Origin of the sequence: Candidatus Poriferisocius sp. (assembly GCF_965208475.1) — a bacterium.
In the GTDB taxonomy this organism is placed as follows: Bacteria; Actinomycetota; Acidimicrobiia; order Acidimicrobiales; family Bin134; genus Poriferisocius.
This window is the reverse complement of the sequence record NZ_OZ242338.1, coordinates 1,797,704-1,823,708: the sequence shown is the minus strand read 5'-3', so window position 1 is coordinate 1,823,708 and position 26,005 is coordinate 1,797,704. Positions and strand designations below refer to the sequence as shown.

At 65.2% G+C, this 26,005-nt stretch carries 20 protein-coding genes; 16 read left to right on the top strand and 4 right to left on the bottom strand.

Annotation, left to right across the window (positions count from 1 at the left end):
• The first annotated feature begins 23 nt into the window (after window positions 1–23).
• Both ACOGXA_RS08535 and ACOGXA_RS08530 read left to right on the top strand, forming a co-directional pair.
• Window positions 24–1,400, top strand: a complete 1,377-nt coding sequence (locus tag ACOGXA_RS08535; RefSeq protein ID WP_419926834.1) for a hypothetical protein — start codon at window positions 24–26, stop codon at window positions 1,398–1,400.
• Between the two features lie 13 nt (window positions 1,401–1,413).
• Window positions 1,414–2,082 carry a ribonuclease HII gene (locus tag ACOGXA_RS08530; protein WP_419926833.1) on the top strand — a complete coding sequence of 223 codons (669 nt, stop codon included), beginning with the start codon at window positions 1,414–1,416 and terminating at the stop codon, window positions 2,080–2,082.
• Window positions 2,083–2,467: 385 nt separating this feature from the next.
• On the opposite strand, the gene ACOGXA_RS08525 is transcribed toward ACOGXA_RS08530, so the two are convergent.
• Window positions 2,468–3,592: a DUF222 domain-containing protein gene (locus ACOGXA_RS08525; RefSeq protein WP_419926832.1), complete on the bottom strand. Its 1,125-nt coding sequence runs from the start codon at window positions 3,590–3,592 to the stop codon at window positions 2,468–2,470.
• A 323-nt stretch (window positions 3,593–3,915) separates the two neighbouring features.
• On the opposite strand from ACOGXA_RS08525, the gene ACOGXA_RS08520 reads away from it, so the two are divergent.
• The 4 genes from ACOGXA_RS08520 to ACOGXA_RS08505 all read left to right on the top strand — a co-directional run bounded on the left by ACOGXA_RS08520 (window position 3,916) and on the right by ACOGXA_RS08505 (window position 10,366).
• Window positions 3,916–8,397 carry a DEAD/DEAH box helicase gene (locus ACOGXA_RS08520; RefSeq protein ID WP_419926831.1) on the top strand — a complete coding sequence of 1,494 codons (4,482 nt, stop codon included), beginning with the start codon at window positions 3,916–3,918 and terminating at the stop codon, window positions 8,395–8,397.
• A 101-nt stretch (window positions 8,398–8,498) separates the two neighbouring features.
• Window positions 8,499–8,717, top strand: coding sequence for a hypothetical protein (locus ACOGXA_RS08515; protein WP_419926830.1), 219 nt, complete (start codon window positions 8,499–8,501; stop codon window positions 8,715–8,717).
• A 152-nt stretch (window positions 8,718–8,869) separates the two neighbouring features.
• Complete coding sequence (locus tag ACOGXA_RS08510; RefSeq protein WP_419926829.1) at window positions 8,870–9,190, top strand: hypothetical protein; 321 nt, start codon at window positions 8,870–8,872, stop codon at window positions 9,188–9,190.
• A gap of 15 nt (window positions 9,191–9,205) precedes the next feature.
• A complete protein-coding gene (locus ACOGXA_RS08505; RefSeq protein ID WP_419926828.1) occupies window positions 9,206–10,366 on the top strand; it encodes a hypothetical protein in 1,161 nt (386 codons plus the stop codon).
• An 8-nt stretch (window positions 10,367–10,374) separates the two neighbouring features.
• Here ACOGXA_RS08505 and ACOGXA_RS08500 read toward each other — a convergent pair whose 3' ends face one another.
• Complete coding sequence (locus ACOGXA_RS08500) at window positions 10,375–12,072, bottom strand: N-acyl-D-amino-acid deacylase family protein (RefSeq protein WP_419926827.1); 1,698 nt, start codon at window positions 12,070–12,072, stop codon at window positions 10,375–10,377.
• Between the two features lie 121 nt (window positions 12,073–12,193).
• Here ACOGXA_RS08500 and pheS point away from each other — a divergent pair, with 121 nt between their 5' ends.
• The gene (gene pheS / locus ACOGXA_RS08495; protein ID WP_419926826.1) at window positions 12,194–13,189 is read left to right on the top strand and encodes a phenylalanine--tRNA ligase subunit alpha; all 996 of its coding nucleotides are present in this window, start codon (window positions 12,194–12,196) and stop codon (window positions 13,187–13,189) included.
• 106 nt (window positions 13,190–13,295) lie between these two features.
• Window positions 13,296–15,653 carry a phenylalanine--tRNA ligase subunit beta gene (gene pheT / locus ACOGXA_RS08490; protein WP_419926825.1) on the top strand — a complete coding sequence of 786 codons (2,358 nt, stop codon included), beginning with the start codon at window positions 13,296–13,298 and terminating at the stop codon, window positions 15,651–15,653.
• Window positions 15,654–15,657: 4 nt separating this feature from the next.
• Here the strand turns inward: pheT and ACOGXA_RS08485 are convergent, their stop codons facing one another.
• Both ACOGXA_RS08485 and ACOGXA_RS08480 read right to left on the bottom strand, forming a co-directional pair.
• Complete coding sequence (locus ACOGXA_RS08485; protein ID WP_419926824.1) at window positions 15,658–17,034, bottom strand: hypothetical protein; 1,377 nt, start codon at window positions 17,032–17,034, stop codon at window positions 15,658–15,660.
• Between the two features lie 48 nt (window positions 17,035–17,082).
• Window positions 17,083–17,550, bottom strand: a complete 468-nt coding sequence (locus ACOGXA_RS08480) for a hypothetical protein (RefSeq protein WP_419926823.1) — start codon at window positions 17,548–17,550, stop codon at window positions 17,083–17,085.
• A 196-nt stretch (window positions 17,551–17,746) separates the two neighbouring features.
• Here ACOGXA_RS08480 and argC point away from each other — a divergent pair, with 196 nt between their 5' ends.
• The 8 genes from argC to argH are packed head-to-tail and all read left to right on the top strand — an operon-like array spanning window position 17,747 to window position 25,992.
• Entirely contained in the window at window positions 17,747–18,769 is a 1,023-nt protein-coding gene (argC, locus tag ACOGXA_RS08475) for an N-acetyl-gamma-glutamyl-phosphate reductase (RefSeq protein WP_419926822.1), read from the top strand.
• Window positions 18,766–19,923, top strand: coding sequence for a bifunctional glutamate N-acetyltransferase/amino-acid acetyltransferase ArgJ (gene argJ / locus ACOGXA_RS08470; protein WP_419926821.1), 1,158 nt, complete (start codon window positions 18,766–18,768; stop codon window positions 19,921–19,923). Before argC ends, argJ begins: the two co-directional genes overlap by 4 nt.
• A complete protein-coding gene (gene argB / locus ACOGXA_RS08465) occupies window positions 19,920–20,804 on the top strand; it encodes an acetylglutamate kinase (RefSeq protein WP_419926820.1) in 885 nt (294 codons plus the stop codon). The genes argJ and argB overlap by 4 nt, the downstream gene beginning before the upstream one ends.
• Window positions 20,801–21,985, top strand: coding sequence for an acetylornithine transaminase (locus tag ACOGXA_RS08460; protein WP_419926819.1), 1,185 nt, complete (start codon window positions 20,801–20,803; stop codon window positions 21,983–21,985). Before argB ends, ACOGXA_RS08460 begins: the two co-directional genes overlap by 4 nt.
• Complete coding sequence (argF, locus tag ACOGXA_RS08455; RefSeq protein ID WP_419926818.1) at window positions 21,982–22,884, top strand: ornithine carbamoyltransferase; 903 nt, start codon at window positions 21,982–21,984, stop codon at window positions 22,882–22,884. Before ACOGXA_RS08460 ends, argF begins: the two co-directional genes overlap by 4 nt.
• The gene (argR, locus tag ACOGXA_RS08450; protein WP_419926817.1) at window positions 22,881–23,381 is read left to right on the top strand and encodes an arginine repressor; all 501 of its coding nucleotides are present in this window, start codon (window positions 22,881–22,883) and stop codon (window positions 23,379–23,381) included. The genes argF and argR overlap by 4 nt, the downstream gene beginning before the upstream one ends.
• The gene (locus ACOGXA_RS08445; RefSeq protein WP_419926816.1) at window positions 23,381–24,607 is read left to right on the top strand and encodes an argininosuccinate synthase; all 1,227 of its coding nucleotides are present in this window, start codon (window positions 23,381–23,383) and stop codon (window positions 24,605–24,607) included. The genes argR and ACOGXA_RS08445 overlap by 1 nt, the downstream gene beginning before the upstream one ends.
• Window positions 24,604–25,992, top strand: a complete 1,389-nt coding sequence (gene argH / locus ACOGXA_RS08440; protein WP_419926815.1) for an argininosuccinate lyase — start codon at window positions 24,604–24,606, stop codon at window positions 25,990–25,992. Before ACOGXA_RS08445 ends, argH begins: the two co-directional genes overlap by 4 nt.
• The last annotated feature ends 13 nt before the right edge of the window (window positions 25,993–26,005 follow it).

Sequence of the window (26,005 nt, the reverse complement as noted above, 5' to 3'; positions counted from 1 at the left end):
CAGTGCTTGGTGAGCAGCGCTTGATGGTGGCAAAACCCCTGGATGTTCTGGGGGCTTCCGGTTGGGGAGAGGTGGATGCCTGCGGGTTGATCCGACCCGGCACGGGAGAATGGGCGCTGGACTGGTGGGTGGGGGCTTCAGACCGCTGGCACCAGGCGTCGCAGGAGGCGGCCGTGCGCCAGAGCGACGCCGGGGCTGGCGCAGTAGTGGAGACCCGCATGAAGGTGCCCGATGGCGATGCGGTGCAGCGGGTTTGGGCGGTGGCCGCTGGCGGGGGACCGGCGGTCGCGGTGGTGGAGGTGGGCAACGATGCCGCCACTGCGTTTGCCGTCGCACTGGTGGTGGAGGCGCCGGGAGCGATGCTGTCGGTAGGCCGAGCGGGGGTCGCAGTCGGCGGGCAGGCGGTGCTGGCGTGGGACCGGCCACCGGCGACTGTCGCAGTTGGTCGAGAAGCGGTGGATGCGGTGCTCGGCGCTGAGGCCAGAGCAGGGGCGGGCATGCCGATATCGGAAAGCAAGGGCCGCGACGTCGCCGCCTTGGCCTGGCCGCTGCCCCACACCGCCCGGCTGGCGGTGAGCGCTTCGCTGGGCCGGGGCGCCCCCCCGCCCCCATCTGATCTGCCCGACGCCGATGCGGTTGGGCGTGGTTGGCAGGCCCACTTGGATCGGGGCACCAGACTCGAGGTTCCCGATGAGGGGCTGGCCCGGCGCATCGACGGCAATCGGCGCCGCTGGCTGGGCCGCACTGGGCGCATGGAGACGGCCGAGATCGCCGAGCTCTGCGAGCTTGCCGTGCGCCTCGCCCACCACGGCTACCACGACGACGCCGAACTGGTGCTCGATGAGATCGCCGCCCGGTGGACCACCGAGGCGCCGGCAGAGCGGCTGGCGGCTTTCACTGTCCACCATGACCTGACCGGAGACGAAAGGGCCGCGGCCCGCTACACCGAGGCGGTGGCCGAGGCTCTCGAGACCGCGGCCCGAAGCGGGGCCGCCGTGCCGGTGGCGCCGGTTGAGCGCCTTCTGGTTGCCGCTGGCCAGGAGCGGGCCGCTCGAGATCTGCGCCGCCTCGACTTGCGCCCGGCTGAACCCCCTGCCGAGGGGCTGCGGGCAGAGCTGGTGGCCGACCACGGCGATGATCTGGTGTTGGCGCCCGGCTTTCGCCCGGCATGGCGGGGAGGCCCCCTGGCGGTCTACGGGCTGCCCACCCGGTTCGGCCCGGTGTCGTATGCGGTGCGCTGGCACGGTGCCCGCCCCGCCCTGCTGTGGGAGTTGGACCCCCGCCCCGGCCAGGGGGCGGTCACGGTGAGGGCATCGGCCCTGGACAAGAGTTGGTCGAGCGATCAGGCTTCCGGAGAAGCGCTGCTCGCCGCCCCTGCCAATTCACAGACCGACCACTAGCTATCGTTGGAGGATGAGGGCGGCGTTGAAGTCCGCTGCCCCCACCCTGGCTGTCGAACGCCGCCTGTGGGCTGAAGGCCGCGAGGTGGTGGTGGGCATGGACGAAGTGGGCAAGGGAGCGTGGGCCGGTCCCCTCACTCTGGTTGCCGCGGTTCTGCCCCGGGATCGGCGGGTATACCGGGTCCGAGACTCCAAGCTGTTGACCGAGGCGGAGCGGGAGGGGCTCTACGACCGAATCGCCGACTGGTGCGTGGCTTGGTCGGCGGGCCACGCCAGCAACGACGAGTGCGATGGTCTGGGCATGTCGGCGGCCCAGCGACTAGCGGCTGGCCGGGCGTTGGACGGGCTGGGCCTGGATGCCGACGCGGTGCTGGTGGACGGCCGGTGGGATTTCGTGGGCAACGGCAAAACCCGAGCGCTGGTGAAGGGCGATGTCACCTGCCTGTCCATCGCGGCCGCCTCCATCCTGGCCAAGGTAACCCGCGACCGCCTCATGCGGGCCGCGGCCGGCGACTACCCCGACTTCAACTTCGACAGCAACAAGGGCTACCCCTGCCCTCGCCACCGAGCCGCCCTGTCCGCCCACGGCCCCACCCCGCTGCACCGCCGCTCGTGGGCCTTCATGGACAACCTCGGCTGGTCCCACCTCCGCACCCGCCCCGGCTCGCCTCTGCCATTCTGAAAGACAACGGCTGAAGGGCAATGGCAGTGAAATCGTTGGGAGAGGTACCCGACGCCGCGACGGTGGCATCGCCAACCAGGCTGGGCGCCCGGCAAAAGCGCCAGAGTCGTGCTATTGAGTCGTGTTATTTCAGTGTTGTTTCAACAGCAGGGGGCTCGACTCAGTTGGGCGACAGTTGTTCGTGCCGGTGTCGGGGAAGGGATCAGGTCCCGGGGAAAAGCCGCGGTGTCCGCCTGCCGGAACTCTCTTGGCGGGCCTTTTGCCGCCTGCCGCGGGCTTCTTCTGTTGGCTAGCGTTCTTTGAGGTTTCTCGCTTCAAGGCGCCTCGGTGAGAGTGGTCCGGGCCGAGGTCGGGGTGCTCCGGTTCGGGTGGCGGTCGTAGGTGGTTAGGTGCCGTTCTGTCGTTTGTGTACCGTCCAGCCGTCGTCGTGGATGCTGTGGTGGCAGGGGGTGCAGACCAGAACGAGGTTGTCGATGTCGGTGGGCCCGCCTCGGGACCACTCGACGATGTGGTGAACCTCGCACCAGGCCGCGGTGCGCCCGCAGCCGATGCAGTGCTTGTCTCGAATGATGAGGGCGGTTCGCTGAGCTTCGGTGGCCGACCGGTACTTGCGGCCAACCCATAGCCGTTGGCCCTCGGTGTCGAACATTCCAGGGAGAATGTCGGCGTCGCAGGCCAGCCTCAGGGCCTCCGACATCGGCAGCGGCGTTCCGTCAAGTAGGCGGCAATCAAGCATTTTCTGGGTCAGCGCGTCCCAGTCTGCGGTCAGCACCAGCGTGGTGCCCTGCGGCTTGCTGTCGTCGCGATCGGCGCAGATCAAGTTTTCCAGGGCGTCGGCCATTCGTTGGTCGAAAGCCGTTTGATCACCAGCGTCGCTGTTGTTGCGCAGGCGGCGTTCTTCGTCGGCCAGCGCAGCTTCCATCCGGTTCCCCGCCACCGGGTCGAACCTGCCATTGATGATGAACATGCCGTCGTCGGGCGACTTGAAGAAGCTCAACTTTCGGCGCTCGCGCTGCTTGGAAAGCAAAGACTTGCCGTCGTCGTTCGACATCTCATGCAGATGGTCTCGCAATGTGCGGGAGAAAGTGCCGAAGTCTTCGCGCCGGGCTGCATCCACTAGCACTGTCTCGTCAACCGGCCCCTGGGATGCGGCCTTGGCGATCTGCTCGGCGTGCTTGGCAGGAATATCCCCGGAACCTAGAGCGCCAAGGGTCTCGGGAACTTGGGAGAACTGCGAGGCGGTTTCCACTTCGCGGCGGGCCTGTTGCTTCGAGGCCTGTAGTTCCTCGAGGGCCACTCGGCGGGCGAGGCCATCGCCTCCTCGGTCAGCGTAGGCGGCCAGCGTTTCCACCTTCATTGCGGCCAGGCGTGCCTCAGCTCTCTTGATCAGGCCTAACCGTTGCCGCAATTCTGAGAGCGACAAGCAGGCGACATCAACCGCCTCTGGCCAAGCCGGAACACACGACTGGCTGTCGCTACGTTTACCCTGTTCAAGGACTCCAAACTTCATAAATACAAGTATACCGACCCCAGTGACAACAACCATCTGAATATCTGTAAACACAATAAATTAGATATAACATCATTGATAACAAGCTAAACATTAGAAACATAATCCAAATCACATTTAACCCCTAGGTCCAGAGCAATCTCCAAGCCCCCCTCAATCCCCAAAGCTCACCGCACAATCCTGAATATCGAAATCGCGCACCCGTCGATGCTTGCTTGGTACAGCAAACCACGGCTGGCGGCGTTCCCTAGGCTGACCTCCCGGCAAGCGGTGCCAACAGCCCGCCTTCTAGAGTGACAGGGGATTGAAGGCGAGGGGTGCCAGTGCTGTTGGATCCATGGGGAAGGCCGGACGACGCCCTGGGCTGCTACATAGCCGAGGAGTCGGAGAAGACTCTCAACTCGTACAGGGAGCAAGAAGCTCTGGTTGAGGAGCACGCCAGACTGGAGCAGGACACAGCACAGGGCGGCTACCAACATCGACAGCTCTATGAGTTGATTCAGAACAGTGCGGATTCGCTGTGGCCTACCGACGGTGCTGACGGAGCCGGTGGCTTGGCTAGAGCTCCTTATCCTGGACGCATTGAGGTGCGGCTAACCAAGAGTTGCCTTTACTGCGCCGATGACGGCGACCCCATCGACCGTGATGGGGTGAGGGCGCTGATGTTCTCACACATGTCCACCAAGCGGGGCAGCGATCAAATCGGCACCTTCGGCCTCGGCTTCAAGGCTGTCCTGGGTGTTTGCGACTCGCCTGAGTTCTACAGCCAGTCGGGTTCGTTTTGGTTTGACCGCAAGCGGGCTCACGACAGGATCAGAAAAGTTGTGCCAAGCGCAAGCCTCTGTCCGGTTCTGCGGCTGCCGGAGCCGGTCGACCCGGTTGAGTGCTCAGAGCAGGACGATGTCTTGCGCGATCTAATGGCCTGGGCGACGAACATCGTGCGGTTGCCGCTCAAGGCTGGAGCACACGACGAACTACGCGAGCAGATGCTCGACTTTCCCCCCGAGTTCATACTCTTCGTACCGCATTTTGGTAGGCTCATGATCACCGATGGTTCAGAGGCATTGGCCCGGACGGTGGAGTTGGATGGGGAAGGCAGCGACCATCTCCTCTCTTGTGGTGGCGAGACGACCCATTGGAAGCTGTTCCAGTGCAGCCGCCGGCTGACGGAAAATGCCCGCAGCGACCGTCGTCCAGGCGACGGCCGCGACGAGGTGCCTGTCTTTTGGGCCGTGCCAATTGACTCTCTGGACCAGCCCGGAAAGTTCTGGGCTTACTCTCCCACCACCACCTCATGCCTTGTTCCGGGCATCTTAAATGCGCCGTGGAAAACCAATGAAGACAGATGGCATCTGCTTCCAGGCGCATACAATACTGAGCTGATCGAAGCTGCGGCGGCGATGATCGCCGATGCTCTGCCAGAGCTCTCAAGTGCAGACAATCCCTCGCGACATTTGGACGCACTACCGCGTCGGCGAGAGACGGGCGATGAGGATCACGCTGAACGCCTCCGACAATCTCTATTCAGCATTCTTCACAACCGCAAAATTATCCCTGATCAGGAGGGGGACTTGAAGAGGCGAGAGGAACTCAGATATCCGCCACAGGTGCTCACGCGAGATATCAAGAAGAGCCAAGCCGCCCTGGACCACTGGGCATCGTACCCAGATCGTCCAGTGGATTGGCTTCATCACAGTGCTTTCACTCGCGGACGGTTGGCGAAGATTGATCGTCTATTCCATCCCGAGGGCGAGGATTCGCGGCTCGAATTAGAAAAGGCACCACGAACAAGCCTCGCTGAATGGCTGGAAGCCCTCACGACAACCGTGGACTCAGAGGATCATGGAAGCGCGGTTCGGGCATCGAAGACAGCACTCCAGGTTGTCTCGCACATCCCTAAGGACAAGCGATTCTACAAAGATCTTGGCAAGATCGTGCTGATTACTGCTGGCGCTTGGCAGTCACCCGATCCAGGCGAGATTTTTCTGCCATACGATTCATCTTCCGCCGTCAGCACAGGTGAGTCCATGTCTATCGTCCATCCTGATTTGGTGAACGATGCAAATGCTCTTGCAGTGCTTAAGGAGCTTGGATTGAAACAGCCATCGCCCGAGAGCCGATTCAAGAAGGCAATGGAGCAGGTAGATGCGACCTGGTGGCGTCAACCATATGTTCCTGAATTCATCGAGACGTTTTGGAAAACATCCCGAGCCCTGGACACAAGTGAAGCGGCCGCAATAGTCAAGAAGTATCGTAACTGGTGGAGGCTACTGCGTGTTCGAACATGTGCTGGCAATTGGAAAGATCTCCACTCAGTCTTGATGCCAGGCAAAATTGTCCCTGGCGATGGAAGTCGCGATAGCGAGGTGACAGTTGACATTGGCTTTCATAAGCCTGATCGCCTGCTGCTCCAAGAGCTTGGAGTCGTAGACGAACCAACCAACCCGTATGAACTGAAACTTGAGGGTGCGTTTAAGCGGTACCAAGATTCGCAGAGGGAAGAATATCGAAGTCGCGATGACTTGCCAAGCATGCCGCGTGCTAACCTAATGGAGTTTGTTAGTTATGGGAAAGTGGGACCTCTGGACGTTCTCTCTGGTCTATCAGAGCTAGGTAGAGCATTCTACACAGAATCTCTGTTAAGCATGGATGCCTGCTACGAGCCATGGATGATGCGACATAAGACTCGGGGTAAGTATCCGAAAGTAAATCTTGAGTCGCTCCAGATTAATTTGCTCAGAGAATATGGACGAGTTCAAACGCAAGACGGAGTAGTGCCACTTGCCGATGCCCTCGGACATCAACCGAAGAATCTGGCAGCTCTGCATGCGCTTTTACGACACCCGAATGCTAACAAGATCAAGGAAGCTTTCGACCTCCCCGAACCGGATCCGGAGTTCTTCGGCGAGGGGGAGCCTGTTCCGCTGACTGATATATGGCCGGGGCTGGAAGGCTGGCTTTCACCAGATATGGTTGTGAGTTGTCTTGTGCCCTGCGAGCGAATCGATGTCATTGGCCGGAGAACGGGGTGCATTTTCCAACCTCCCAACATCTATCTTGCGATTGGCGTTGATGATAACGAGTACAGGGCGTTGAAGCTCGTGGCGGACTCGCTGGAACTTAGGCTTTCAGACTCAGACGTCAAAGATATCTTGCAACGCAGAACCCCGGCAGAAGTCAAAGCTCGGCGCATAGCGGTTCGCCAGTGTGTCACCGACTCAGAGCGTCTTCTTGCGGCCGTAGGCGAAGAACGCCTGCGTTCGAGTCTCCCGCCCTCGCTGTTGGCTGTGTTGCAGGATGAGCAGGGGCCTCTTACAGGGCTCGACATCGCGGAAGCAACGATCGCGACTTACCACACCGATGCCCTCAGGCAATTCAGGGCGGGCTTGGGTCATCTTGGTCCGCCGCGACAGTGGGCTGGGAGGCGAACCGAACTGGAGTTCGTTCGCTCGCTCGGGTTCTCTGACGAGTGGGCTGGAGAGCGGAAGAGGCACCGCCCGCCGTTCATGGAGGTTGAGGGCCCCCGATCACTACCAGAGTTGCACCCCTATCAGAAAACGGTTGCAGCGAATCTGCGAGAGATGCTTCTCTCGGGCCAGAACGAGAGTGCTGAGCGGCGCGGGATGATCAGCATGCCGACCGGCTCGGGGAAAACTCGGGTTGCGGTGCAGGGAGTTGTCGAGGCCATCCGCGACGGGGACTTTCCCAGTGGGGTTCTTTGGGTTGCCGACCGCGACGAACTGTGCGAGCAAGCGGTGGAGGCATGGGAGGAAGTGTGGAGAAGTGAAGGGATTGAGGCAGAGCAGTTGAGAATTTCAAGGCTATGGAGAGGACAGCCCGCGCCTCTACCCACCAGCGACTTGCATGTAGTTGTCGCCTCAGTCCAGACGCTCCATTCGCGGCTCACCGACAGGAGCGAGGAGTATGAGTTTCTGAAGAACTTCAAGCTAGTGGTTTTTGACGAGGCCCACCGGTCGATCTCGCCGACATCCACCTCGGTAATACGAGAGATCGGGTTGACGTATCGGCAGGGAGCGAGGGAGCCCTGTCTGCTCGGCCTTACCGCCACGCCCTACCGCGGTCACGACCATGCTGAAACGAGGTGGCTGGCGAGACGTTATGGGGAGAATCGGTTAGATAGGGGAGCGTTCAGGAGCGATGATCCGCAGGGGGTCATCCGAGAGTTGCAGGACGATGGAGTGCTGGCTCGCGCCGATCACGAGTTGATCGAAGGCGGGACATTCGAACTGACTGACAGCGACTGGGAAGAGATGCGAAAGTTCGTGCCAGAGTCTGAGCAGAGGGGATCTTGGAGGGGCTGGCTGCCTCAGAATGTTGAAGATCGAATTGCTGCCAACACCGAGCGTACAAGACACATCATCGAGGCGTACGAGGAACACATCGAGCCCGACTGGCCGACATTGATCTTTGCCACCTCAGTGGAGCACGCGCAGACCTTGGCCGCTCTGCTCAATCGCAGTGGGATCACTGCTCGGCCAGTGAGCGGAACGACTGAACCGGCCACACGCCGACGTGTGGTTGAGGAGTTCCGCAGCGGGGAAATAAGGGCGCTTGTCAACTACGCCGTGTTCCGCGAGGGCTTCGACGCCCCAAAGACTCGGGCCATCATCGTGGCCAGGCCGGTGTACAGCCCCAACCTCTACTTCCAGATGATCGGACGAGGTCTCCGAGGCCCGAAGAACGGGGGTGACGAGCGCTGTCTCATCCTGAACGTCCGCGACAATATCGAGGGCTTCGGTGAGGAACTTGCTTTCTCGGAGTTGGATTGGCTCTGGGATCTCTGACTGCATCCATACCTGTCAGCGTTCTGTGGCCACAGGCTTCGTCCGCTTACCCACCCCGGGTACTGAATCACCCGGCTGCGTCTGAACACGCCGCGGCCCTCATGGCCGAGTGGTTTCGCTTCCCCAACGTCGTAGCTCTGAATCCGGGCGGGCAGCACCTGGCGATTTTCCGCAACATGCTGGCGGTCGCCAGTCTTGGTGCCAACCTCGTCGCCGATGCTCACATCGCGTCCCTCGCCATCGAGAACCAGACCGCACTCTATTCTAACGATTCTGACTTTTACCGCTTCCCCGGCCTGCGCTGGCGCAATCCGCTCTGACCGCGAGTGAACAGAAATTGCCGCGTAGGCGCGCCGTCGCTGTCGCTCTTGTGCCCTATTCGACGTCGCTTGGACGCGGGCACCGGATTTGACCCGGCCTTGGCCCCTGATTGCCAATGGGGTTGCAGACACCGGGTACCATCCTGGGTCGTATGGGACAGCCGGTGACTGTTGTGGAGAGGGCGACGAGTCGTCCGGGGGTGATCCGCTATGAGATCAACCGGAGCATCACCGGCACTGGTCATGAGCACTATGCCGTCGGGCGGGATATCGCCGGAGAGAGGCCGGTGGATGAGTTGGCCCGCCGCCTGTTCGACCGGGGCGGCATCGACGCCGTCCATGTGAACAGCAACGTCATCACCGTCGATTTGGCCAAAGGCGGCACACGAGACGGCCTCGACGATCTGATCGCCAACCTGTTCATCTACTACGGCCCCGGTGTCGAGGTGCCCACCATTCCCGAAGGGGACTGACGGGCGGCAGAGGCGATGACCTCTCGCCGCGAGGCCGTTGAACGCTGGTTCATCCGGCGGGGTGTTCCCCACGTAATCCACGACTACCGGGCCAGCACCGATGTGTTCACTCGGGCCGTGCCGTTCTTGGCCCTGGTGTTCTTGGCCGAGGTCTTCACTTCCTTCGGCGACCGGTTCGACGGATGGGCCCAGTTCGGAGTGTTCTGCGCAGGCGTGGCTATTGCCCTGGGCGCGGTGGGCGCGGTCAACCGGCTCAGGGGGCGACGGCTGTTTCAGCTCCCCGACCGGGTGGGAGCCATCGAACTGGCCCTGTTCGTGCTGATTCCCCCGGTGCTGCCCGCCCTGTTCTCCGATGACCGGCTGTCTGATACCGCAGGCCTGGCGCTGATCAACATCGCCTTGCTCGTGGGTGCCTATGTGGTGGTGAGTTTCGGTTTGCTCCCGATGCTGGTCTGGGCCGGGGCCTATTCGGTAAATCAGATCGCCCTGATCGGTCGATTGGTGGGGCGGATTCTGCCGCTGCTCCTGCTGTTCAGCGCGTTCTTGTTCCTGAACGCCGAGGTGTGGCAGGTGGCCCACGACTTCACATGGCCCTACTACGCCATCGTGGTGGGGGTGATCGGCATTATCGGCCTCGGCTCGGTGGCAGTGCGCATCCCCTCTGAGCTGGTAGGCCTGGCCCGATTCGAAAGCTGGGAGCAGGCATGCGAGTTGATCAACAGGTGCGATTCGCCTCTAGCGCCGGCCAAGCCACCCGCCGACCACTTGGTGTCTGACACCCCGGCGCTCGGCCGCTTGGATCGGGTGAACCTCGGGCTGCTGATGTTCGTCGCCCAAGCCGTTCGAGTGCTGCTGGTTGGCCTTATCGTCGGGGTGTTCTATGTGGCGTTCGGCCTGCTGACGGTGCGGGAGTCCACCATCGTGTCGTGGGTGGCGTCAGACGAAATCGATCCTATGGCCCGCTTTGGACTGTTCGGCCAAGACCTTGTGCTCACTTGGGAGCTGTTGGCGGTGGCTGGTTTCATCGCCATCTTGTCTGCTCTCCAGTTCGCGGTGTCCTCAGTGACCGACCAGGCTTACCGGGAGCACTTCTTCGACGATATGGCCCACGAAGCACGCGAGGTGCTGGCCACGAGGGCGCTCTACCTGGCCGAGCTCAGCCAGGAGAGGAAATAGAGCGGCGGTCAGCCAACGGCGCCGTTGCGCAGGAATTCGCCGGGCAGCGCGCCAGTGGACCGGTCGTCGGCCCAAGTGGGCACGCCGTTGACCACGGTGGCCCTATAGCCGGCCGGCTTTCGGCTGTAGCGCCAGCTGCCGGTGGGGAGGTCGTTTACCCGCACCTCGGCGCCCAGATTGATCTCGTCCAAGGCGAATACAGCCAGATCAGCAGCCCTTCCCTCGGCCACCACGCCCCGGTCCCGCAAACCGAAGAACGCAGCCTGCTTGCCGGTCACCGAGCACACCGCCTCCTCGACGGTGAGCAGACCCTGGTCGCGCACCATCTCGGTGAGGAAGAAGGTGGCGTCGCCCGCGCCGACGAACATCTGGATGTGGGCACCGGCGTCAGACGCCCCGTTCACCGTCAACGGCGACCGGGCCATGGCGGCCAGCGTCTCATAGGCCACCGGCTGGGGCTGGGTCTTCAGATGAGTGCCCATGTTGTTGTCCAGCAGCCAGTCGGCCACCGCGTCCGACAGGTGTACCCCTCGAGCGTTGGCCAAATCGGCGATTGAGCGTCCGGCCCACTCGGTGTTGCGGGGCTCGTCGGAAGCCAAAAGGATCATGTGGGGGCGGTTGATGGGGGCCAGGGTGTAGGTGCAGGCGTCCCAGTCGTGTCGGGCCCGTTCCCGCCAGGCCTCGTCTCGCAGCATGGCCATCTTGGCCTCGTCTCCGTCGACGTTGCACAGCTCGTGCCACGCCTCCACCCCACTCCACATGATCGACCGCTCGAAGTGCAGGTTCACATAGCCAGGACGGGCGGAGTACAGGGTGGCGATCTGGGCACCCTCGGCATTGAGCTGGTCGACCAGCTCCAAGGAGATCTCGCGCTCTTTGGCTCGGTTCTCCTGAGCGAAGAAGCCGCCCCAATTGGCCCGGATTCCTCGATCCCGGCACAGCGCAGCCATGCGCTGCATGTCGCCGGGGAAGTGCTCGAACTCGAAGGCCCGGGGCACGAACTGGAAGGTGGCGCCGGGGTGGGCCGCCACCACGTCGAGCAGGCCGCCCCACTCCTGGTCGTCGGCCATGCGGCTGGGCACCAGCCGGTTGTGGCGGTCCAAGTCCATCAGCGAGGTCGATAGGCCGAAGGCCCCGGCCGCCAGCCCTTCGTCGAGCAACTGGGCCATCTCGGCCCGCTCGGCCTCGGTGGCGGCCCGCTCCCACGCCTCGGGGCCCATGACCCACATGCGCAGGGTCTGGTGGGGGAAGAAGGCGGCCACGTTGAGCGCTGTCGGGTGCTCGTCATTGGCGGCCTGGTACTCGGGCCAGGTCTCCCAAGACCAGGGGATGGCCGTCTCGAAGGCATCGGTGGGCAGATCCTCGATGAAGCACATCAGCTCGATGAGCTGGTCGCGGTCGGCTTCCCGCAGCGGGGCCAAGCCCAGCCCGCAGTTGGCCAGCACCACGCTGGTGGTGCCGTGCGACGGCATGGGGTCGATGTGAGGGTCCCACCACAGCGATCCGTCGTAGTGGGTGTGGGGCTCGATGAACCCCGGCGTCACCAGGGCACCGCCGGCGTCCACCTCGGGCTCGCCGTCGGGCCGCAGCCCCGGTCCCACCTCGGCGATGACGCCCGACCGCACTCGCACGTCGGCCTCGAAGGCCGAAGCGCCGGTGCCGTCCACCACCGTCCCCCCGCGAACCAGCAAATCTCCCGTAGCCATGGATGAAACTTAGTGCGAGTTCATGCGCCGGCCCGACTCGGCCCGCGGGGGAGAATTGACCAGACTGGCCTGCACTATCTGATGCGGTGTTGATGGGCCGGGATTGCCATAGTGGAGTTTGATGGCTGAGCCAGAACAACTGGTGGTCGAGGCCCAGCGGCAGGCGGTGGCCGCGACCACCCTGGAAGAACTGAGCGCGGTGCGGACCGCGGTGAGTGGCAAGCGGTCCCCGCTGGTGGCGGCTCGCAAGGCCCTGGGGGCCCTCGACCCCGAGGCCCGCCGGGAGGCAGGCCTGGCGTTGAATGCGGCGAAAGCAGCCATCGAGGAGATCCTCCATGCCCGAGAGGCGGAGCTTGCCGCCGCGGCCCGAGCCGAGACGCTGGCTGCTGAGCGGCTCGACCTCACCGAGGTGATCGACCGGCAGGCCGATGGCCATCTCCACATCATCACCCAGACCTGGCAGGAACTGGAGGACGTTTTCGTGGGCATGGGCTACCGGGTGGCCGAGGGTCCGGAGATCGAGAGCGAGTGGTACAACTTCGGCGCTCTCAACTTCCCCCTTGGGCATCCGGCTCGGGACATGTACGACACGCTGTATGTGGACTACGGCGAGCAGGGAAGCACGCTGTTGCGCACCCATACCTCCCCGGTGCAGGCCCGGGTGATGGAGAACCAGGCGCCTCCCATCTATGTGGTGGCGCCGGGCCGGTGCTTCCGCCAAGACACCGCCGATGCCACCCACATGCCGGTGTTCCACCAGATCGAGGGCCTCGTGGTGGACCGCGACACCACCCTGGGCGATCTGGCCGGGACCATCGAGGCGTTCACCGCCGCCTACTTCGGACCGGGCTTCACCTCGAGGCTGCGGCCCTCCTACTTCCCGTTCACCGAGCCCTCGGCCGAGTTCGACATTCAACGGCCCGACGGCACCTGGCTGGAGTTGGGGGGCTGTGGCATGGTGCACCCCAACGTGTTCGAGGCCTGTGGAATCGACCCCGAGCAGTGGCAGGGGTTCGCCTTCGGCTTCGGCATCGACCGCTTGGCCCTGATCCGGTTCGGCATCGACGACCTGCGCGAGCTGTGGACCAACGACATCCGCTTCCTGGAACAGTTCTGATGGAATGCGCTCCGATACTTGAGGCCCTCCACTCCAACGCCCCTCCCGCCACAGACGCGGCAACAGTTCTGATGGGCCTCGATCTGTTGCTTGAGGCGGCGGCGCAATGAAGGTCCTGCTGAGCTGGCTGCGGGAGTTCGCCCCCGACATCGAAGGCGACCCCGAGAACTTGGCCGAGACCCTGTCTGATCTGGGCCTGGCTGTCGAGGAGCTGGCCCACACTGGGCGAGGCTTGGAGGGCATAGTGGTGGCCGAGGTGTTGGCCACCCGACCCCATCCCGATGCCGACCGCATCCAGTTGGTGGATGTGGACGTCGGCGACGGAGATGCGCTCCAAGTGTGCTGCGGGGCCTTCAACATGGCGGTGGGCGACCGGGTGCCGCTGGCTGTTGTGGGGGCCACCATGCCCGGCGGCATGGAGATCGCCCGCCGCAAGATGAGGGGCCAATGGAGCAATGGGATGCTGTGCTCGGGGGCCGAGATCGGCATGGGCGACGACCACGAGGGCATCATGCTCTTGGACCGGGGACTGTCTCTGGGGGTGCCTCTGGCAGAGGCGCTGGGCATACAGCCCGACGTGCTGTTCGACTTGGAGGTGAACCCCAACCGGCCCGACGCCATGTCGGTGCTGGGGGTGGCCCGCGACCTGGCCGCCCGCCTCGGGGTGCCCTTCTCGGTAGCTGTCCCCCGAGTTGACGAGGCCGGCCCGCCCGCGGTCGAGCGGGCGTCGGTGACCATTGCCGCCCCCGACCTGTGCGGCCGCTTTGGGGTGCGGGTGCTCGACCGCGTGCCCTCGGGCCCGTCGCCCCGGTGGATGGCCAACCGCCTGTTGGCTGTGGGTCAGCGTCCCATCAGCGCGGTGGTGGATCTTTCCAACTATGTGATGTTCGAGCTGGGCCAGCCCAACCACACCTACGACTTAGATCTGGTGCCCGGCGGCGAGCTAGGCGTGCGGATGGCCCGTCCCGGCGAGAAGCTGATCACCCTGGACGGCGCAGAGCGCACCCTCACCGAAGCCGACGGCGTGATCGTCAACCGCGACGATGAGGCCATCGGCCTTGCCGGCGTCATGGGCGGGGCCTCTACCGAGATATCCGACGACACCCAATCGGTGCTGCTGGAGGCGGCCTGGTGGGATCCGATGACCATTGCCCGCACCGCCCGTCGCCTGGGCCTGCGCAGCGAGGCCTCCGCCCGCTTCGAGCGGGGTGCCGACCCCGAAATCATCCCTCTGGCCCTCGACCGCTTCGCCGAGTTGGCCGCCTCGCTCGGTTCAGCCGCCGCCCCCGGCATGATCGACGCCATCGGCAATCGGCCCGAGCCTATCACCGTTCGAGTGCGCCCCCCCCGGGTCAACTCCATCCTGGGTACCGACCTCAGCGCCGAGGAGATGGCCAGCCTGCTAGCGCCCATAGGATTCGCCTGCGATTCAGGAGGGGATGGCCAAGACCTCGAGGTCGCCATCCCGTCTTGGCGGCTAGATTCGGCCACCGAGATCGATGTGATCGAGGAAGTCGGCCGGCTGCACGGTTTCTCCCAGATCGCCCGCACGGTTCCAGTGACCGAGCAGGCCGGCGCGCTCACCTCCCTCCAGCAGGATCGCCGCCGGATCCGGGCGCTCCTTAACGGCATGGGTATCACCGAGGCCATGCCCCTGCCCTTTTTGGCCCCCGGCGATCTGGCCCGAGCGGGTCTGGGCGACGACGGCATCATCGTGGCCAACCCTCTGGTGGCCGAGGAGTCGATCATGCGAACCTCGCTGCGCCCGGGCCTGCTGAACGCGGTGGCCTACAACGCGGCCCGGCGAGCCACCGGGGTGTCGCTGTTCGAGATCGGCCGGGTGAATCCCGGCGGGGGAGCCGACCTCCCCGATGAGCACGAGCACCTGGCCGTGATCCTGGCCGGCCAAGAGGCCACCGCGGCCACCGCCCTGTGGCGCCGCTTGGCCCGTAATCTGGCGGTCACCAATCCTGGAGTGGCCAACGAGCCAGTAAGCGGGCTCCATCCCAGCCGGTGCGGGAGGGTGCTGGCCGACGGCCACCCGGTGGGTGCGCTGGGAGAGATCGACCCCCAAGTGCTCGATGCCTATGAGGTTGCCGAGCGGGTGGCCTGGCTGGAGGTGGACCTCGGCGCCTTGCTGGGAGCCAGCCGAGGTCTTGCGCCGTATCGAGCCCCCAGCCGCTATCCGTCCAGCGACATCGACCTGGCCTTTGCCGTTCCCGACGAAGTCACGGCCGACGAAGTAGCCGCCACCATTGCCCAGGCCGGAGGCGAGCTACTGGCCTCCGTGGCCTTGTTCGACGTATTCCGCTCCGAGCAACTCGGCGAGGGCCGCCGCAGCCTGGCCTTCACCCTCCGGTTCGAAGCCGCCGACCGCACCCTCAACGACGCCGAGGTGGCCGCCGCCCGCCAAGTCTGCATCAACGCCGTCACCACTGCCCACAACGCCGTCCTCCGCGGCTGAGCCGTTAGCTGGGTGCTGCCGCGAAGTCTACTTCGGGAAGGCGAGAGCGGAGTTCTGGGCGTCGCAGCGCCTCGGCGACGTAGATCTCGGCGTAGGCGAGGATCGTCTCCACATAGCTGATGTACCAGTAGCCGTTGGTCTCGGTGACAATGACAAAGACCTCGTCTAGGCCGTAGGGCAGGACCCCTTGGGGCAGGCATTCGTTGAATTCGGCGAATCCGCTAGAGCCCGGGTTCAAGGGGTAATCGAAGCCCGCGAAGCCTCGAGCGCAGAGTCCTTCCCAAGTGGCTTCGAGTTGGAAGAAGACAGATTCGTCTGAAGCCTGATTAGAGAGCAGAATATGTGTGCTGATCGACCCAGACTCGAGATAGACGGTGGACTTTTCGTCGTCGATGGGCACCTCGCGGGTCGTCACTGAAAGGGACACATCTCCCTCCAACTCGATGTTCTCCAGCATTTCGGTAGCGGCTTCAACGCCGAGCCCGAGCCCATCGTCGGCCAGCCACTCCTCCATCTGATCGACAAGGGCGTTGTACGCCGGGGCGTAGTCGAGGAGAGCGCCGAGTTCGTCGGGGGGCGAGAAAACGTTGAAGGGCTCGAATACACCATCGGGATCGCCAGACAGGATTGCATCCCAATGCTCTTCGATGCTGCGGCTGTTGACCATTTCCACCAGGTCGTCGATGACCCCCGAAGGGGTTGTCGCGCCGCTTGCCGCGTTGTCGCGAGACGCTGAGAAGTCGGCTGGCGGAAGGTCGAGAATCTGCCGCCCATACTCCGCGGCAGTGTATGAAGCACTGACGAACCACTTTCCGTCGTGTTTCACCGTCATCACAAACAACTCGTCAGGCGCTCGGAGGGTGAACGGAAAGTCGCCGATCTCGGCATTGGCATCCCAGATAGCGCTGCTGAGCTGTCGGTGTGCTTCTTGAAGGGTGATCGACCCGTGGAGGCTGTCGGTATCCGTGAAGAGCGGGTCGGCGGTCGCGGGGTCGAGCGTGAGGGCAAACTCGCCTCGGGCAAGGCCCACGAGCGCCACATCGGGATGCAGGACCGTGGTGCTCATCTCAAGGTCTTCGGCTTCGAAATCAATGCCCGCCAGCCAGTTGGCGTCCTCGATGATGTCGGCGGCCACGGCCAAGTCGACGGCTCTGGGGTAGAGGTCGGCTGATGTCCCGACCTCGAACGGCGCCATCACACTCATGACTCCGATGACGTCTTCTCGGCTCATAGCATCAAACAGCAGTTCGACTGCGCCCTCAGGAGTTCCCGTCCCCCGTTTGCTCCCCGTCATGCTCGACACCGCGCTGTACACCACCAAGCCGACGAAGGCGAGACCGAACAGGATTCCGGCGAGGCGCCCTTTTGAGAAATTTCCCATAACCGTGGTCAAACATAACAGCGGAAGTACGCGGATTGGCACCGCGACCTAGAGGTCTTGTGGCCCTGAATCAGCCCTGTTCAGCCGGCCCACCGCGCCTCCCGAGCCGATCAGCAATCCCCCGGCTAGGGCGAGCAACGGGCCCAGCCGAGGCCCTTGGGAGAGCATGTACAGCCCGACGCCCAGCACGACCGCCGCCCCCATCCAAACATGGGCTGAAGACGCGGTCGGCGGCTTGCGACGGAAGAGGCCTAGCCAGCACCCGCCGGCCGATAGCGGCAGCAAATACCAGACAGCCCCCACCCATGACGGGGGCACCCCTTCCACGTCGCCGCCGAAGTCGCCGATCAACTCGGCGAGGCGAAAGCCGGTCAGCTCCGACCCGAACGCATCCACCCAAACCGCGAAGCCCGAGGCGGCCAAAAGGACAGCCCCCAAACCCACTGCCACAGCCCCCAGCACCCTGAACAATGATCCGTCTGCCACTATCGACTCGGCCTCTTTCAAGCGGACCATCAGCCGCTAACGACAAAACGGACCTTGCGAGATTTCATCCTGGCCACCCAGCGGTGCCGGCCTCTCGGCGTCGGCTGCTCTTGGCGCTCGTCAAGAGCCTAATGGGCTGGTCTTTCATGCCCGCGGTGCGACCAGGCGATTCTGAGACCTCCGAATCGAGTTGCATGAGTATGCAATCTGATGAATAATATTGTCCATGGACAAGATTCCTGTTGGGATCATCGGGGCGTCGGGGTATGTGGGCGCGGAGTTGATGCGGCTGCTGGCCCACCACGATGGTTTCGACTTGCGCTTCGTCACCGGCGATACCCAGGCAGGCCAGTTGGTTGGCGACCTCTACCCCCATCTGGCCGCCATCGGCGCCGGCCGGGAGTTCGTCAAGTACGACCCCGAGCTATTGGATGAAGCCTCTATGGCTTTCCTGGCCCTGCCCCACGGCCAGTCCATGGCCATGGCCGCCGACATCTTGGATCGGGGCAAGGTTGCCGTCGATTTGGCGGCCGATTTCCGGCTGACCGATGCCGGGCAATATCAGCAGTGGTACGGGGAGCAGCATCAGGCCCCCGAGCTGCTCGGACAGTTCTCCTACGGCCTGCTCGAGTTGTTCAGAGACGAGATCGCCGACGCCGACGCGGTAGCAGTGCCCGGCTGCTATCCCACTGCTGCGGCGCTGGCCGTGGCCCCGCTCATCCGCTTGGGCCTCATCGAGGCCGATGGGGTCATCGTGGACGCGGCCAGCGGGGTATCCGGTGCGGGTCGGCCCCCCAAGGCCCACACCACCTTCTGCGCGGTCGACGAGGATTTCACCGCCTACGGGCTGCTCGACCACCGCCATACCCCCGAGATCGAGCAGGCCGCCGGCGCGTCGGTGCTGTTCACCCCTCACCTGGCCCCGATGAACCGGGGGATCCTGGCCACTTGCTACGCCAAGCCCGCGGCGGAGGTATCCACCGATTCGCTGCTGGTGGCGTTGTCCGAGTTCTACGCCGACGAGCCGTTCATCGTCGTGTCCGAGCGTCCGCCGTCCACCAAGGCCACGCTGGGCTCCAACGCCGCCCACCTCACCGTCTGCTTCGACGCCCGCACGCAAACGGTGGTGGCGCTGTGCGCCATCGACAACCTGGTGAAGGGGGCGGCGGGGCAAGCCGTGCAGTGCGCCAACCTCATCAGCGGATTGGACGAGACCGCCGGCCTGACCGCAGTGGGGGTGTATCCATGAGCGTTACCGAAGTTCCCGGGTTTACCGCCGCGGGGGTGACCTGCGGGATCAAGCTCGGCGGCCAGCCCGACCTCGCCCTGGTGGCTACCGCCGACGGCGCGCCGGTGAGCGCGGCCGGGGTGTTCACCTCCAACAAGATGACCGCCGCCCCGGTGCTGGTGTGCCGGGAGCACCTGGCCGCCACCGGGGGACAGGCCGCCGCGGTAGTTCTCAACAGCGGCAACGCCAACGCGGCCACGGGTGCTCAGGGCATGATCGACGCCCGCCGAATGTGTGCGGAGACCGCGGCTGCCCTCGGGGTGGCCCCCGAGGATGTGCTGGTGTGCTCCACCGGGCTGATCGGATACACCCTTCCCATGGACGCCGTGTCGGCCGGCATTGCTGCCGCCGCTCAGTCCCTCTCTGCCACCGACGGCCGCCAAGCGGCCGAGGCCATCATGACCACCGACACCGTGCCCAAGCAGGCGCTCATCGCCGGCGACGGGTTCACCGTGGGGGGCATGGCCAAGGGTGCGGCCATGCTGGAGCCCAACATGGCCACCATGCTGGCGGTGCTGGTCACCGACGCGGCCGCCGATCCCCATATCCTTCAACAGGCCCTGCGAGAAGGGGTGGCCGGCACGTTCAACACCCTTACCGTGGACGGCGCCGAGTCCACCAACGACACCGTGCTTATTTTGGCCAACGGCCAGGGGGGGCCGGTCGATCCCGACGCACTCACCGAAGCAGTGGCCGCCGCGTGTGAGAGCCTGGCCCTCCAGATGGCCGACGACGCCGAGGGCTCCACCAAAACGGTGTTCCTCCAAGTCACCGGTGCGGCCTCCGACGCCGAGGCGGCCAAGGCGGCCCGGGACACGGCCAACTGCCAGCTAGTGAAGTGCTCCTGGTATGGCCAGGATCCCTACTGGGGACGCATTGCCTCGGAGATGGGGGCGGCCGGGGTGGCCTTCGACCACACCAAGCTGACCATCGCCTACGGGCCCCATGTGGTGTACTACCGCGGCGAGCCCGCCCACCCCCCCGAACTGGCCCAGTACATGACCGGGCGGCGTCTCGATCTGCGCGTCGATCTGGGCATGGGCGACGGCTCGGCCCGGATCATCACCACCGACCTCACCCATGCCTACATCGACGAGAACATGGGAACGTCATGAACCTCACCCCTGAAGCCACCGCGGCAGTGCTCACCCAAGCCCTGCCCTACATTCAGCGCTTCTCGGGCGCCACGGTGGTAGTCAAGTACGGCGGCAGTGCGATGGACAGAGATCACCTGGCCGGGTTCGCGGGCGACATCGTGCTGATGCACTCGGTGGGGATTCGTCCCGTCGTGGTCCACGGCGGCGGCCCCCAGATCGGCGAGATGATGGGACGGCTCGGGTTGGAGCCCCGCTTCGTCGACGGACTGCGGGTCACCGATGCCGAAACCCTCGACATCGCCCGCATGGTGCTGGTGGGCCGGGTCAATCGCGACATCGTCTCAGCCATCAACGTGCGCGGCCCCATGGCGGTGGGCGTGTCCGGCGAGGACGCCGGGTTGATCCAGGCCCGGGCCGACAACCCCGAACTGGGCTACGTGGGCACGGTGGACGCGGTCAACACCACGATCATCGACCGGCTGCTGGACGAGAATCTGATCCCAGTGGTGTCCACCATCGGCGCCGATGCCACCGGTCAGGCGCTCAACATCAACGCCGACACCGTGGCCGGAATCCTGGCCGGGGCGCTGGGGGCGGCCAAGGCCGTGTTCCTGACCGATGTCGAGGGCCTGTACGACGATCCCGACGACCCGTCCACCCTCATCAGCGCGACCACCCCCGCTGCCCTCGATCAGATGATCGCGGCCGGATCGGTGGGCGGGGGCATGATTCCCAAAGCCGAAGCCGCCGTGCACGCGGTGCGCCACGGGGTGGCTTCAGCCCACATGGTGAACGGAACAACTCCCCACGTGCTGCTGCTTGAGCTGTTCACCGATGCCGGGGCGGGCACCATGGTCTGTCCCGATTCCGCCGACCTCATCGAGGAGCCTGCCCCATGACAACCCATCCCGACGCAGTGGGCGCCGACACCGGGCCCTGTCCACTGATGCCCACCTACGGCCCGCCGTCGGTCATGTTCGTGCGGGGCCAGGGATGCTGGCTGTGGGACCGCGACGGCACCCGCTATCTGGACTTCCTCAGCGGCATCGCGGTGTGCAGCCTGGGCCACTCCCATCCCAGAGTGGCCGAAGCAGTGGCCGAGCAGGCCGCCACGCTGTGCCATGTGTCCAACCTGTACGCCACCGAGCCCCAGATGCACGTGGCCCGCACCATCGACCGCCTAGTCGGCGGACCTCCCGGCCAGGTGTTCTTCGCCAACAGCGGGGCAGAGTCCAACGAATGCGCCATCAAGCTGGCCCGCAAATGGGGCGGGCCCGGCCGCCACACCGTTATCAGCGCGGGCCGGTCGTTTCACGGGCGGACGCTGGCCACGCTGCACGCCACCGGTCAGGCCGAAAAGCACGAGGCCTTCCAGCCCTTGCCCGAGGGCTTCCGACATGTCCCCTGGGACGATATCGCCGAACTGGAGCAGGCCATCGACGACACTGCCGCCGCCGTGCTGTTGGAGCCCATCCAGGGGGAGGGCGGCATCAATGTGCCCTCCGCCGGATACCTGGCCGCGGTACGCGAACTGTGCGATGACCGGGACCTGCTGTTCATGCTCGATGAAGTGCAGACCGGCTTGGCTCGCACCGGCCGCTGGTTTGCCCACCACCACGACGGGGTCGAGCCCGACGTGGTGACCATGGCCAAGGCCCTGGGCAACGGCATGCCCATCGGGGCCTGCTGGGCCCGGGCTGAGGTGGCCGCGGCCTTCAAGCCCGGCGACCATGCCACCACCTTCGGCGGTCAGCCCCTGGCTGCTTCGGCGGCCAAGGCCACCTTGGAGGTCATGGAGGAGTTGGACCTGCCACACCGGGCCGCTCAGGCTGGCGAGACGATGAGGGCGGCCGTTGGGGCGCTCGACGGCGTAGCCGGCGTGCGAGGCCGGGGCCTGCTGCTGGGGGTGGAGCTGACCGGTGAACGGCCTGCCGCCGAGGTGCTGACCGCGGCGATGGCCGAAGGCCTGGTGCTGGGCACCGCCGGTGCCACCTCGTTGCGTATCGCGCCGCCCCTGATCATCAGCGACGACGAGATCGCCCACGGCGTGGCCGTGCTCGACAAGGTGTTGAGGTCATGAAGCCGGTCCGCCACCTGCTGGAGGTCGACGATCTCAACTCCGGTGAACTGGGCCAGGTGCTGGAGCTTTCCGCCTACCCCGCCCTTTCGCGGGCGTTGGAAGGCCAGGGAATGGCCTTGTTGTTCGAGAAGCCCTCGGCCCGTACCCGGCACTCCATGGAGATGGCCGTGGTGCAGTTGGGCGGCCACCCGGTGTCCATCGCCGGCGCCGAGGTGGGCATCGACGAGCGAGAGTCAGCCGAGGACATCACCCGCACCCTGGCCTGCTATCACGCGGCCATCGGTGCCCGAGTGTTCGACCACGCCGTGGTGGAGCGCATGGCCGCCGTCAGCCCGGTTCCGGTGGTCAACATGTTGAGCGACCAGGCCCACCCCTTGCAGGCCATGGCCGACATATTGACCGTGAAGCAGGCGTTCGGGGAGATCAGCGGCTGTCGCATCGCCTATGTGGGCGATCCCAACAACGTGTCCCGGTCGCTGGGCATTGCCGCTGGACTTGCCGGAGCGGAATTCGTCATCGCCAGTCCTGCTGGCTACCGATTCGACGAGGCCGACCTAAACCGTATCGCCAACAGCGGAGCAGCCGCCCAGGTGGTGGACGATCCCGTCCGTGCGGTGGACGGCGCCCACGTCGTGTACACCGACGTATGGGTCTCCATGGGCCAGGAGGCCGAGGCTTCCGAGAAGATGGACGCATTTTCCGATCGCTACACCGTGGACGAGCAGCTGATGGGTCGGGCGGCACCCGATGCCATCTTCCTGCACTGCCTGCCCGCCCGCCCCGGCCTGGAGGTCACCCCCGAGGTGCTCTACGGCCCCCAGAGCCGGATATGGCAACAGGCCGAAAACCGGATGCACGCCGCCCGCGGCCTGCTCGCATTTCTGTTGGGGGCGCCATGAGGCTGGGAAAGAACCAGCGCCAGCACCGGATCGCCCAGATCCTGAAGCGGGAGTCGGTGTCCAGCCAGGATCACCTGGTGGACTTGCTGGTAGCCGAGGGAGTGGTGGCCACCCAGGCCACCGTGTCGCGCGACCTCGACGACCTGGGCGCGGTAAAGGTTCCCACCGGCGGCGGGTCGGTGTACGCCATTCCCGAGCTGCCCTCCGAGCAGGTCACCTCTGGCGACCACCTCCGGCGGGTGCTGGGGGAGTGGGTGGTGGCCGTGGGCTGCTCTGGAAACCTGATCGTGCTGAGCACGCCTCCGGGATCGGCCCATGTGGTGGGCTCGGCCGTCGACCGCTCGGCGGTCGACGGGGTTCTGGGCACCGTGGCCGGCGACGACACCGTGCTGGTGGTGGCCACAGAGGCCGTCGGCGGCCACCGGGTAGCCGACTTGTTCCGCTCCCTGGCCGGGTTGCTCAATCCGGTTGAACCTGCCCTACAAGAGGAGGCTTAGTGAATTCTCCGCACCGAGATTTGAACAAGATCGTGCTGGCCTATTCCGGCGGGCTCGACACCTCGGTGATCCTGCGCTGGTTGCAGGACACCTACGGCTGCGAGGTGGTCACCTTCACCGCTGATCTGGGCCAGGGCGAGGAGCTGGAACCGGCCCGGGCCAAAGCCGAGGCCATGGGTGTCAAGGAGATCTACATCGAAGACCTGCGCGAGGAGTTCACCGCCGACTTTGTGTACCCCATGTTCCGGGCCAACGCCGTCTACGAGGGGGAATACCTGCTGGGCACCTCCATCGCCCGCCCGCTCATCGCCAAGCGGCTGGTGGAGATAGCGGCCGAGGCGGGCGCCGACGCGGTGTCCCACGGCGCCACCGGCAAGGGGAACGACCAGGTGCGCTTCGAGCTGGGGGCCTATGCCCTGAACCCCGACATCTCGGTGGTGGCTCCCTGGCGCATCTGGGACCTCAGCTCCCGGGAGAAGCTGATGGCCTATGCCGCCGAGCATGGCATCCCCATCGAGGCCGAGCGGGAAGGGGGCTCCCCGTTCTCCATGGACGCCAACCTGCTCCACATCTCCTATGAGGGCGGCCCGCTGGAAGACCCGTGGTTCGAGCCCCCCGAGGATATGTGGCGCTGGACGACTGCTCCCGAGGATGCCCCCGGCACCCCGACCGAGATCGAGCTCGCCTTCCGGGGCGGCGACATCGTGGCCATCGACGGCCAGCCTCTCAGCCCGGCCACCGTTTTGGCCGAGCTGAACCGCATCGGCGGGGCCAACGGCATCGGCCGGCTCGACTTGGTGGAGAACCGCTATGTGGGCATGAAGTCGCGGGGCTGCTACGAGACCCCCGGCGGCACCATCATGCTCAAGGCCCACCGGGCCATGGAGAGCCTCACCCTCGACCGGGAGGTGGCCCACCTCAAAGACGAGCTGATGCCCCGATACGCCCAGTTGGTGTACAGCGGCTATTGGTGGAGCCCCGAGCGCCACATGCTCCAGACCGCCATCGATCATTCCCAGGCTCGGGTGAACGGCACCGTTCGGCTCAAGCTGTACCGGGGCAATGTGACCGTCACCGGGCGGCAGTCCGACGACAGCCTGTTCGACGAAGCGGTGGTCACGTTCGAGGAGGACCAGGGGGCCTATGACCAGGCCGACGCCGAGGGGTTCATCAAACTGCATGCCCTGCGGCTCCGCACCCTGGCCCAGCGGGCAGGCAAGCCATGAGCACGCTTTGGCACGGAAGGTTCGACGGCGATCCCGCCGGGGAGTTGATGGCCTATACCGCCAGCATCGGATTCGATGTGAGGCTGGCGCCCGATGACATCGCCGGATCGCGGGCCCACGTCAGGATGCTGGGCCGCGTCGGCCTGCTCTCCGAGGCGGAGGCGGCCGAGGTGCTGGGCGCGCTCGACCAAACTGAGGCCGAGCTCGCCTCCGGCGATTTCGCGTTCGCGCCCGGCGACGAGGACATCCACACCGCCATCGAGCGCCGGGTCACCGAGCTAGCCGGGGTGGCTGGGGCCAGGCTCCACACCGGCCGCAGCCGCAACGATCAGGTGGCCACCGCCTTGCGCCTGTTCGCCAAGCGGGAACTGGCCGCCATCGCCGCCGACGTGATCGCCCTCCAACAGGTGCTGCTGGAACGGGCCATCGGGGCCGGCAATGCCTACCTTCCGGGTTATACCCATCTTCAGCGGGCACAGCCGGTGCTGTTGGCCCACCACCTGCTGGCCCACGGCTGGGCGCTGGCCCGGGATGTGGACCGGCTGGCCGATGCCCGCGCCCGCATGGACGTGAGCCCGCTGGGGGCGGGCGCGGTGGCCGGGTCGTCGCTGCCGCTCGATCCCGACATGACCGCCGCTGAGCTTGGTTTCGCCGCCCGGTTCGAGAACTCCATCGACGCGGTGTCCGATCGGGACTTCGCCGCTGAGAGCCTGTTCGCGTTGACCATGCTGGCCGTCCACCTGTCGCGGCTCGGCGAGGAGATCGTGTTCTGGACCTCCGAGGAGGCCGGATTCGCCGCTCTCGACGACGCCTATGCCACCGGCAGCTCCATGCTGCCCCAGAAGAAGAATCCCGATATCGCCGAGTTGGCCCGGGCCAAGGCCGGTAGGCTCATCGGCAACCTCACCGGCCTGCTGGCCACTCTCAAGGGCCTGCCGCTGGCCTACAACCGCGACCTCCAAGAAGACAAGGAGCCCCTGTTCGACGCGGTCGATCAGGTGCGCCTCGGCGTGAGGGCCATGGCCGGGTTGATGTCCACCATCGCATTCAACACCGAAGCCATGGCCGCAGCCGCCGATGCTCCCACCGCGGCGGCCACCGACCTAGCTGAGCATCTGGTGGCCAACGGAATGCCGTTCCGCGACGCCCACGCCATAGTCGGCGGCCTCGTGCGCCGCTCTTTGGACGGCGAGGGATCGCTGGCTGATCTCGTGCGGGGCGACCCCCGCCTAGGAGCAGCCGCCGCCGAGCTGCTGGCCCCCGGCGTCCCCGTCACCCGCCGCACCACCCCCGGCGGCGCAGGCCCCCACTCGGTGAGGGCCCAGATCGCCCGCTTCCGAACCCGCCTCACTGCCGACGCCGACCGATTTGAGCCCGGCTCATAGATTGCGTCCTCAT

Excerpts from the sequence above, each read along its gene's own strand:
- ACOGXA_RS08535 (WP_419926834.1), top strand. The coding sequence starts at position 24 with ATGGTGGCAAAACCCCTGGATGTTCTGGGGGCTTCCGGTTGGGGAGAG.
- ACOGXA_RS08530 (WP_419926833.1), top strand. The coding sequence starts at position 1,414 with ATGAGGGCGGCGTTGAAGTCCGCTGCCCCCACCCTGGCTGTCGAACGC.
- ACOGXA_RS08525 (WP_419926832.1), bottom strand. The coding sequence starts at position 3,592 with ATGAAGTTTGGAGTCCTTGAACAGGGTAAACGTAGCGACAGCCAGTCG.
- ACOGXA_RS08515 (WP_419926830.1), top strand. The coding sequence starts at position 8,499 with ATGGCCGAGTGGTTTCGCTTCCCCAACGTCGTAGCTCTGAATCCGGGC.
- ACOGXA_RS08510 (WP_419926829.1), top strand. The coding sequence starts at position 8,870 with ATGGGACAGCCGGTGACTGTTGTGGAGAGGGCGACGAGTCGTCCGGGG.
- ACOGXA_RS08505 (WP_419926828.1), top strand. The coding sequence starts at position 9,206 with ATGACCTCTCGCCGCGAGGCCGTTGAACGCTGGTTCATCCGGCGGGGT.
- ACOGXA_RS08500 (WP_419926827.1), bottom strand. The coding sequence starts at position 12,072 with ATGGCTACGGGAGATTTGCTGGTTCGCGGGGGGACGGTGGTGGACGGC.
- pheS (WP_419926826.1), top strand. The coding sequence starts at position 12,194 with ATGGCTGAGCCAGAACAACTGGTGGTCGAGGCCCAGCGGCAGGCGGTG.
- pheT (WP_419926825.1), top strand. The coding sequence starts at position 13,296 with ATGAAGGTCCTGCTGAGCTGGCTGCGGGAGTTCGCCCCCGACATCGAA.
- ACOGXA_RS08485 (WP_419926824.1), bottom strand. The coding sequence starts at position 17,034 with ATGGGAAATTTCTCAAAAGGGCGCCTCGCCGGAATCCTGTTCGGTCTC.
- ACOGXA_RS08480 (WP_419926823.1), bottom strand. The coding sequence starts at position 17,550 with ATGGTCCGCTTGAAAGAGGCCGAGTCGATAGTGGCAGACGGATCATTG.
- argC (WP_419926822.1), top strand. The coding sequence starts at position 17,747 with ATGGACAAGATTCCTGTTGGGATCATCGGGGCGTCGGGGTATGTGGGC.
- argJ (WP_419926821.1), top strand. The coding sequence starts at position 18,766 with ATGAGCGTTACCGAAGTTCCCGGGTTTACCGCCGCGGGGGTGACCTGC.
- argB (WP_419926820.1), top strand. The coding sequence starts at position 19,920 with ATGAACCTCACCCCTGAAGCCACCGCGGCAGTGCTCACCCAAGCCCTG.
- ACOGXA_RS08460 (WP_419926819.1), top strand. The coding sequence starts at position 20,801 with ATGACAACCCATCCCGACGCAGTGGGCGCCGACACCGGGCCCTGTCCA.
- argF (WP_419926818.1), top strand. The coding sequence starts at position 21,982 with ATGAAGCCGGTCCGCCACCTGCTGGAGGTCGACGATCTCAACTCCGGT.
- argR (WP_419926817.1), top strand. The coding sequence starts at position 22,881 with ATGAGGCTGGGAAAGAACCAGCGCCAGCACCGGATCGCCCAGATCCTG.
- argH (WP_419926815.1), top strand. The coding sequence starts at position 24,604 with ATGAGCACGCTTTGGCACGGAAGGTTCGACGGCGATCCCGCCGGGGAG.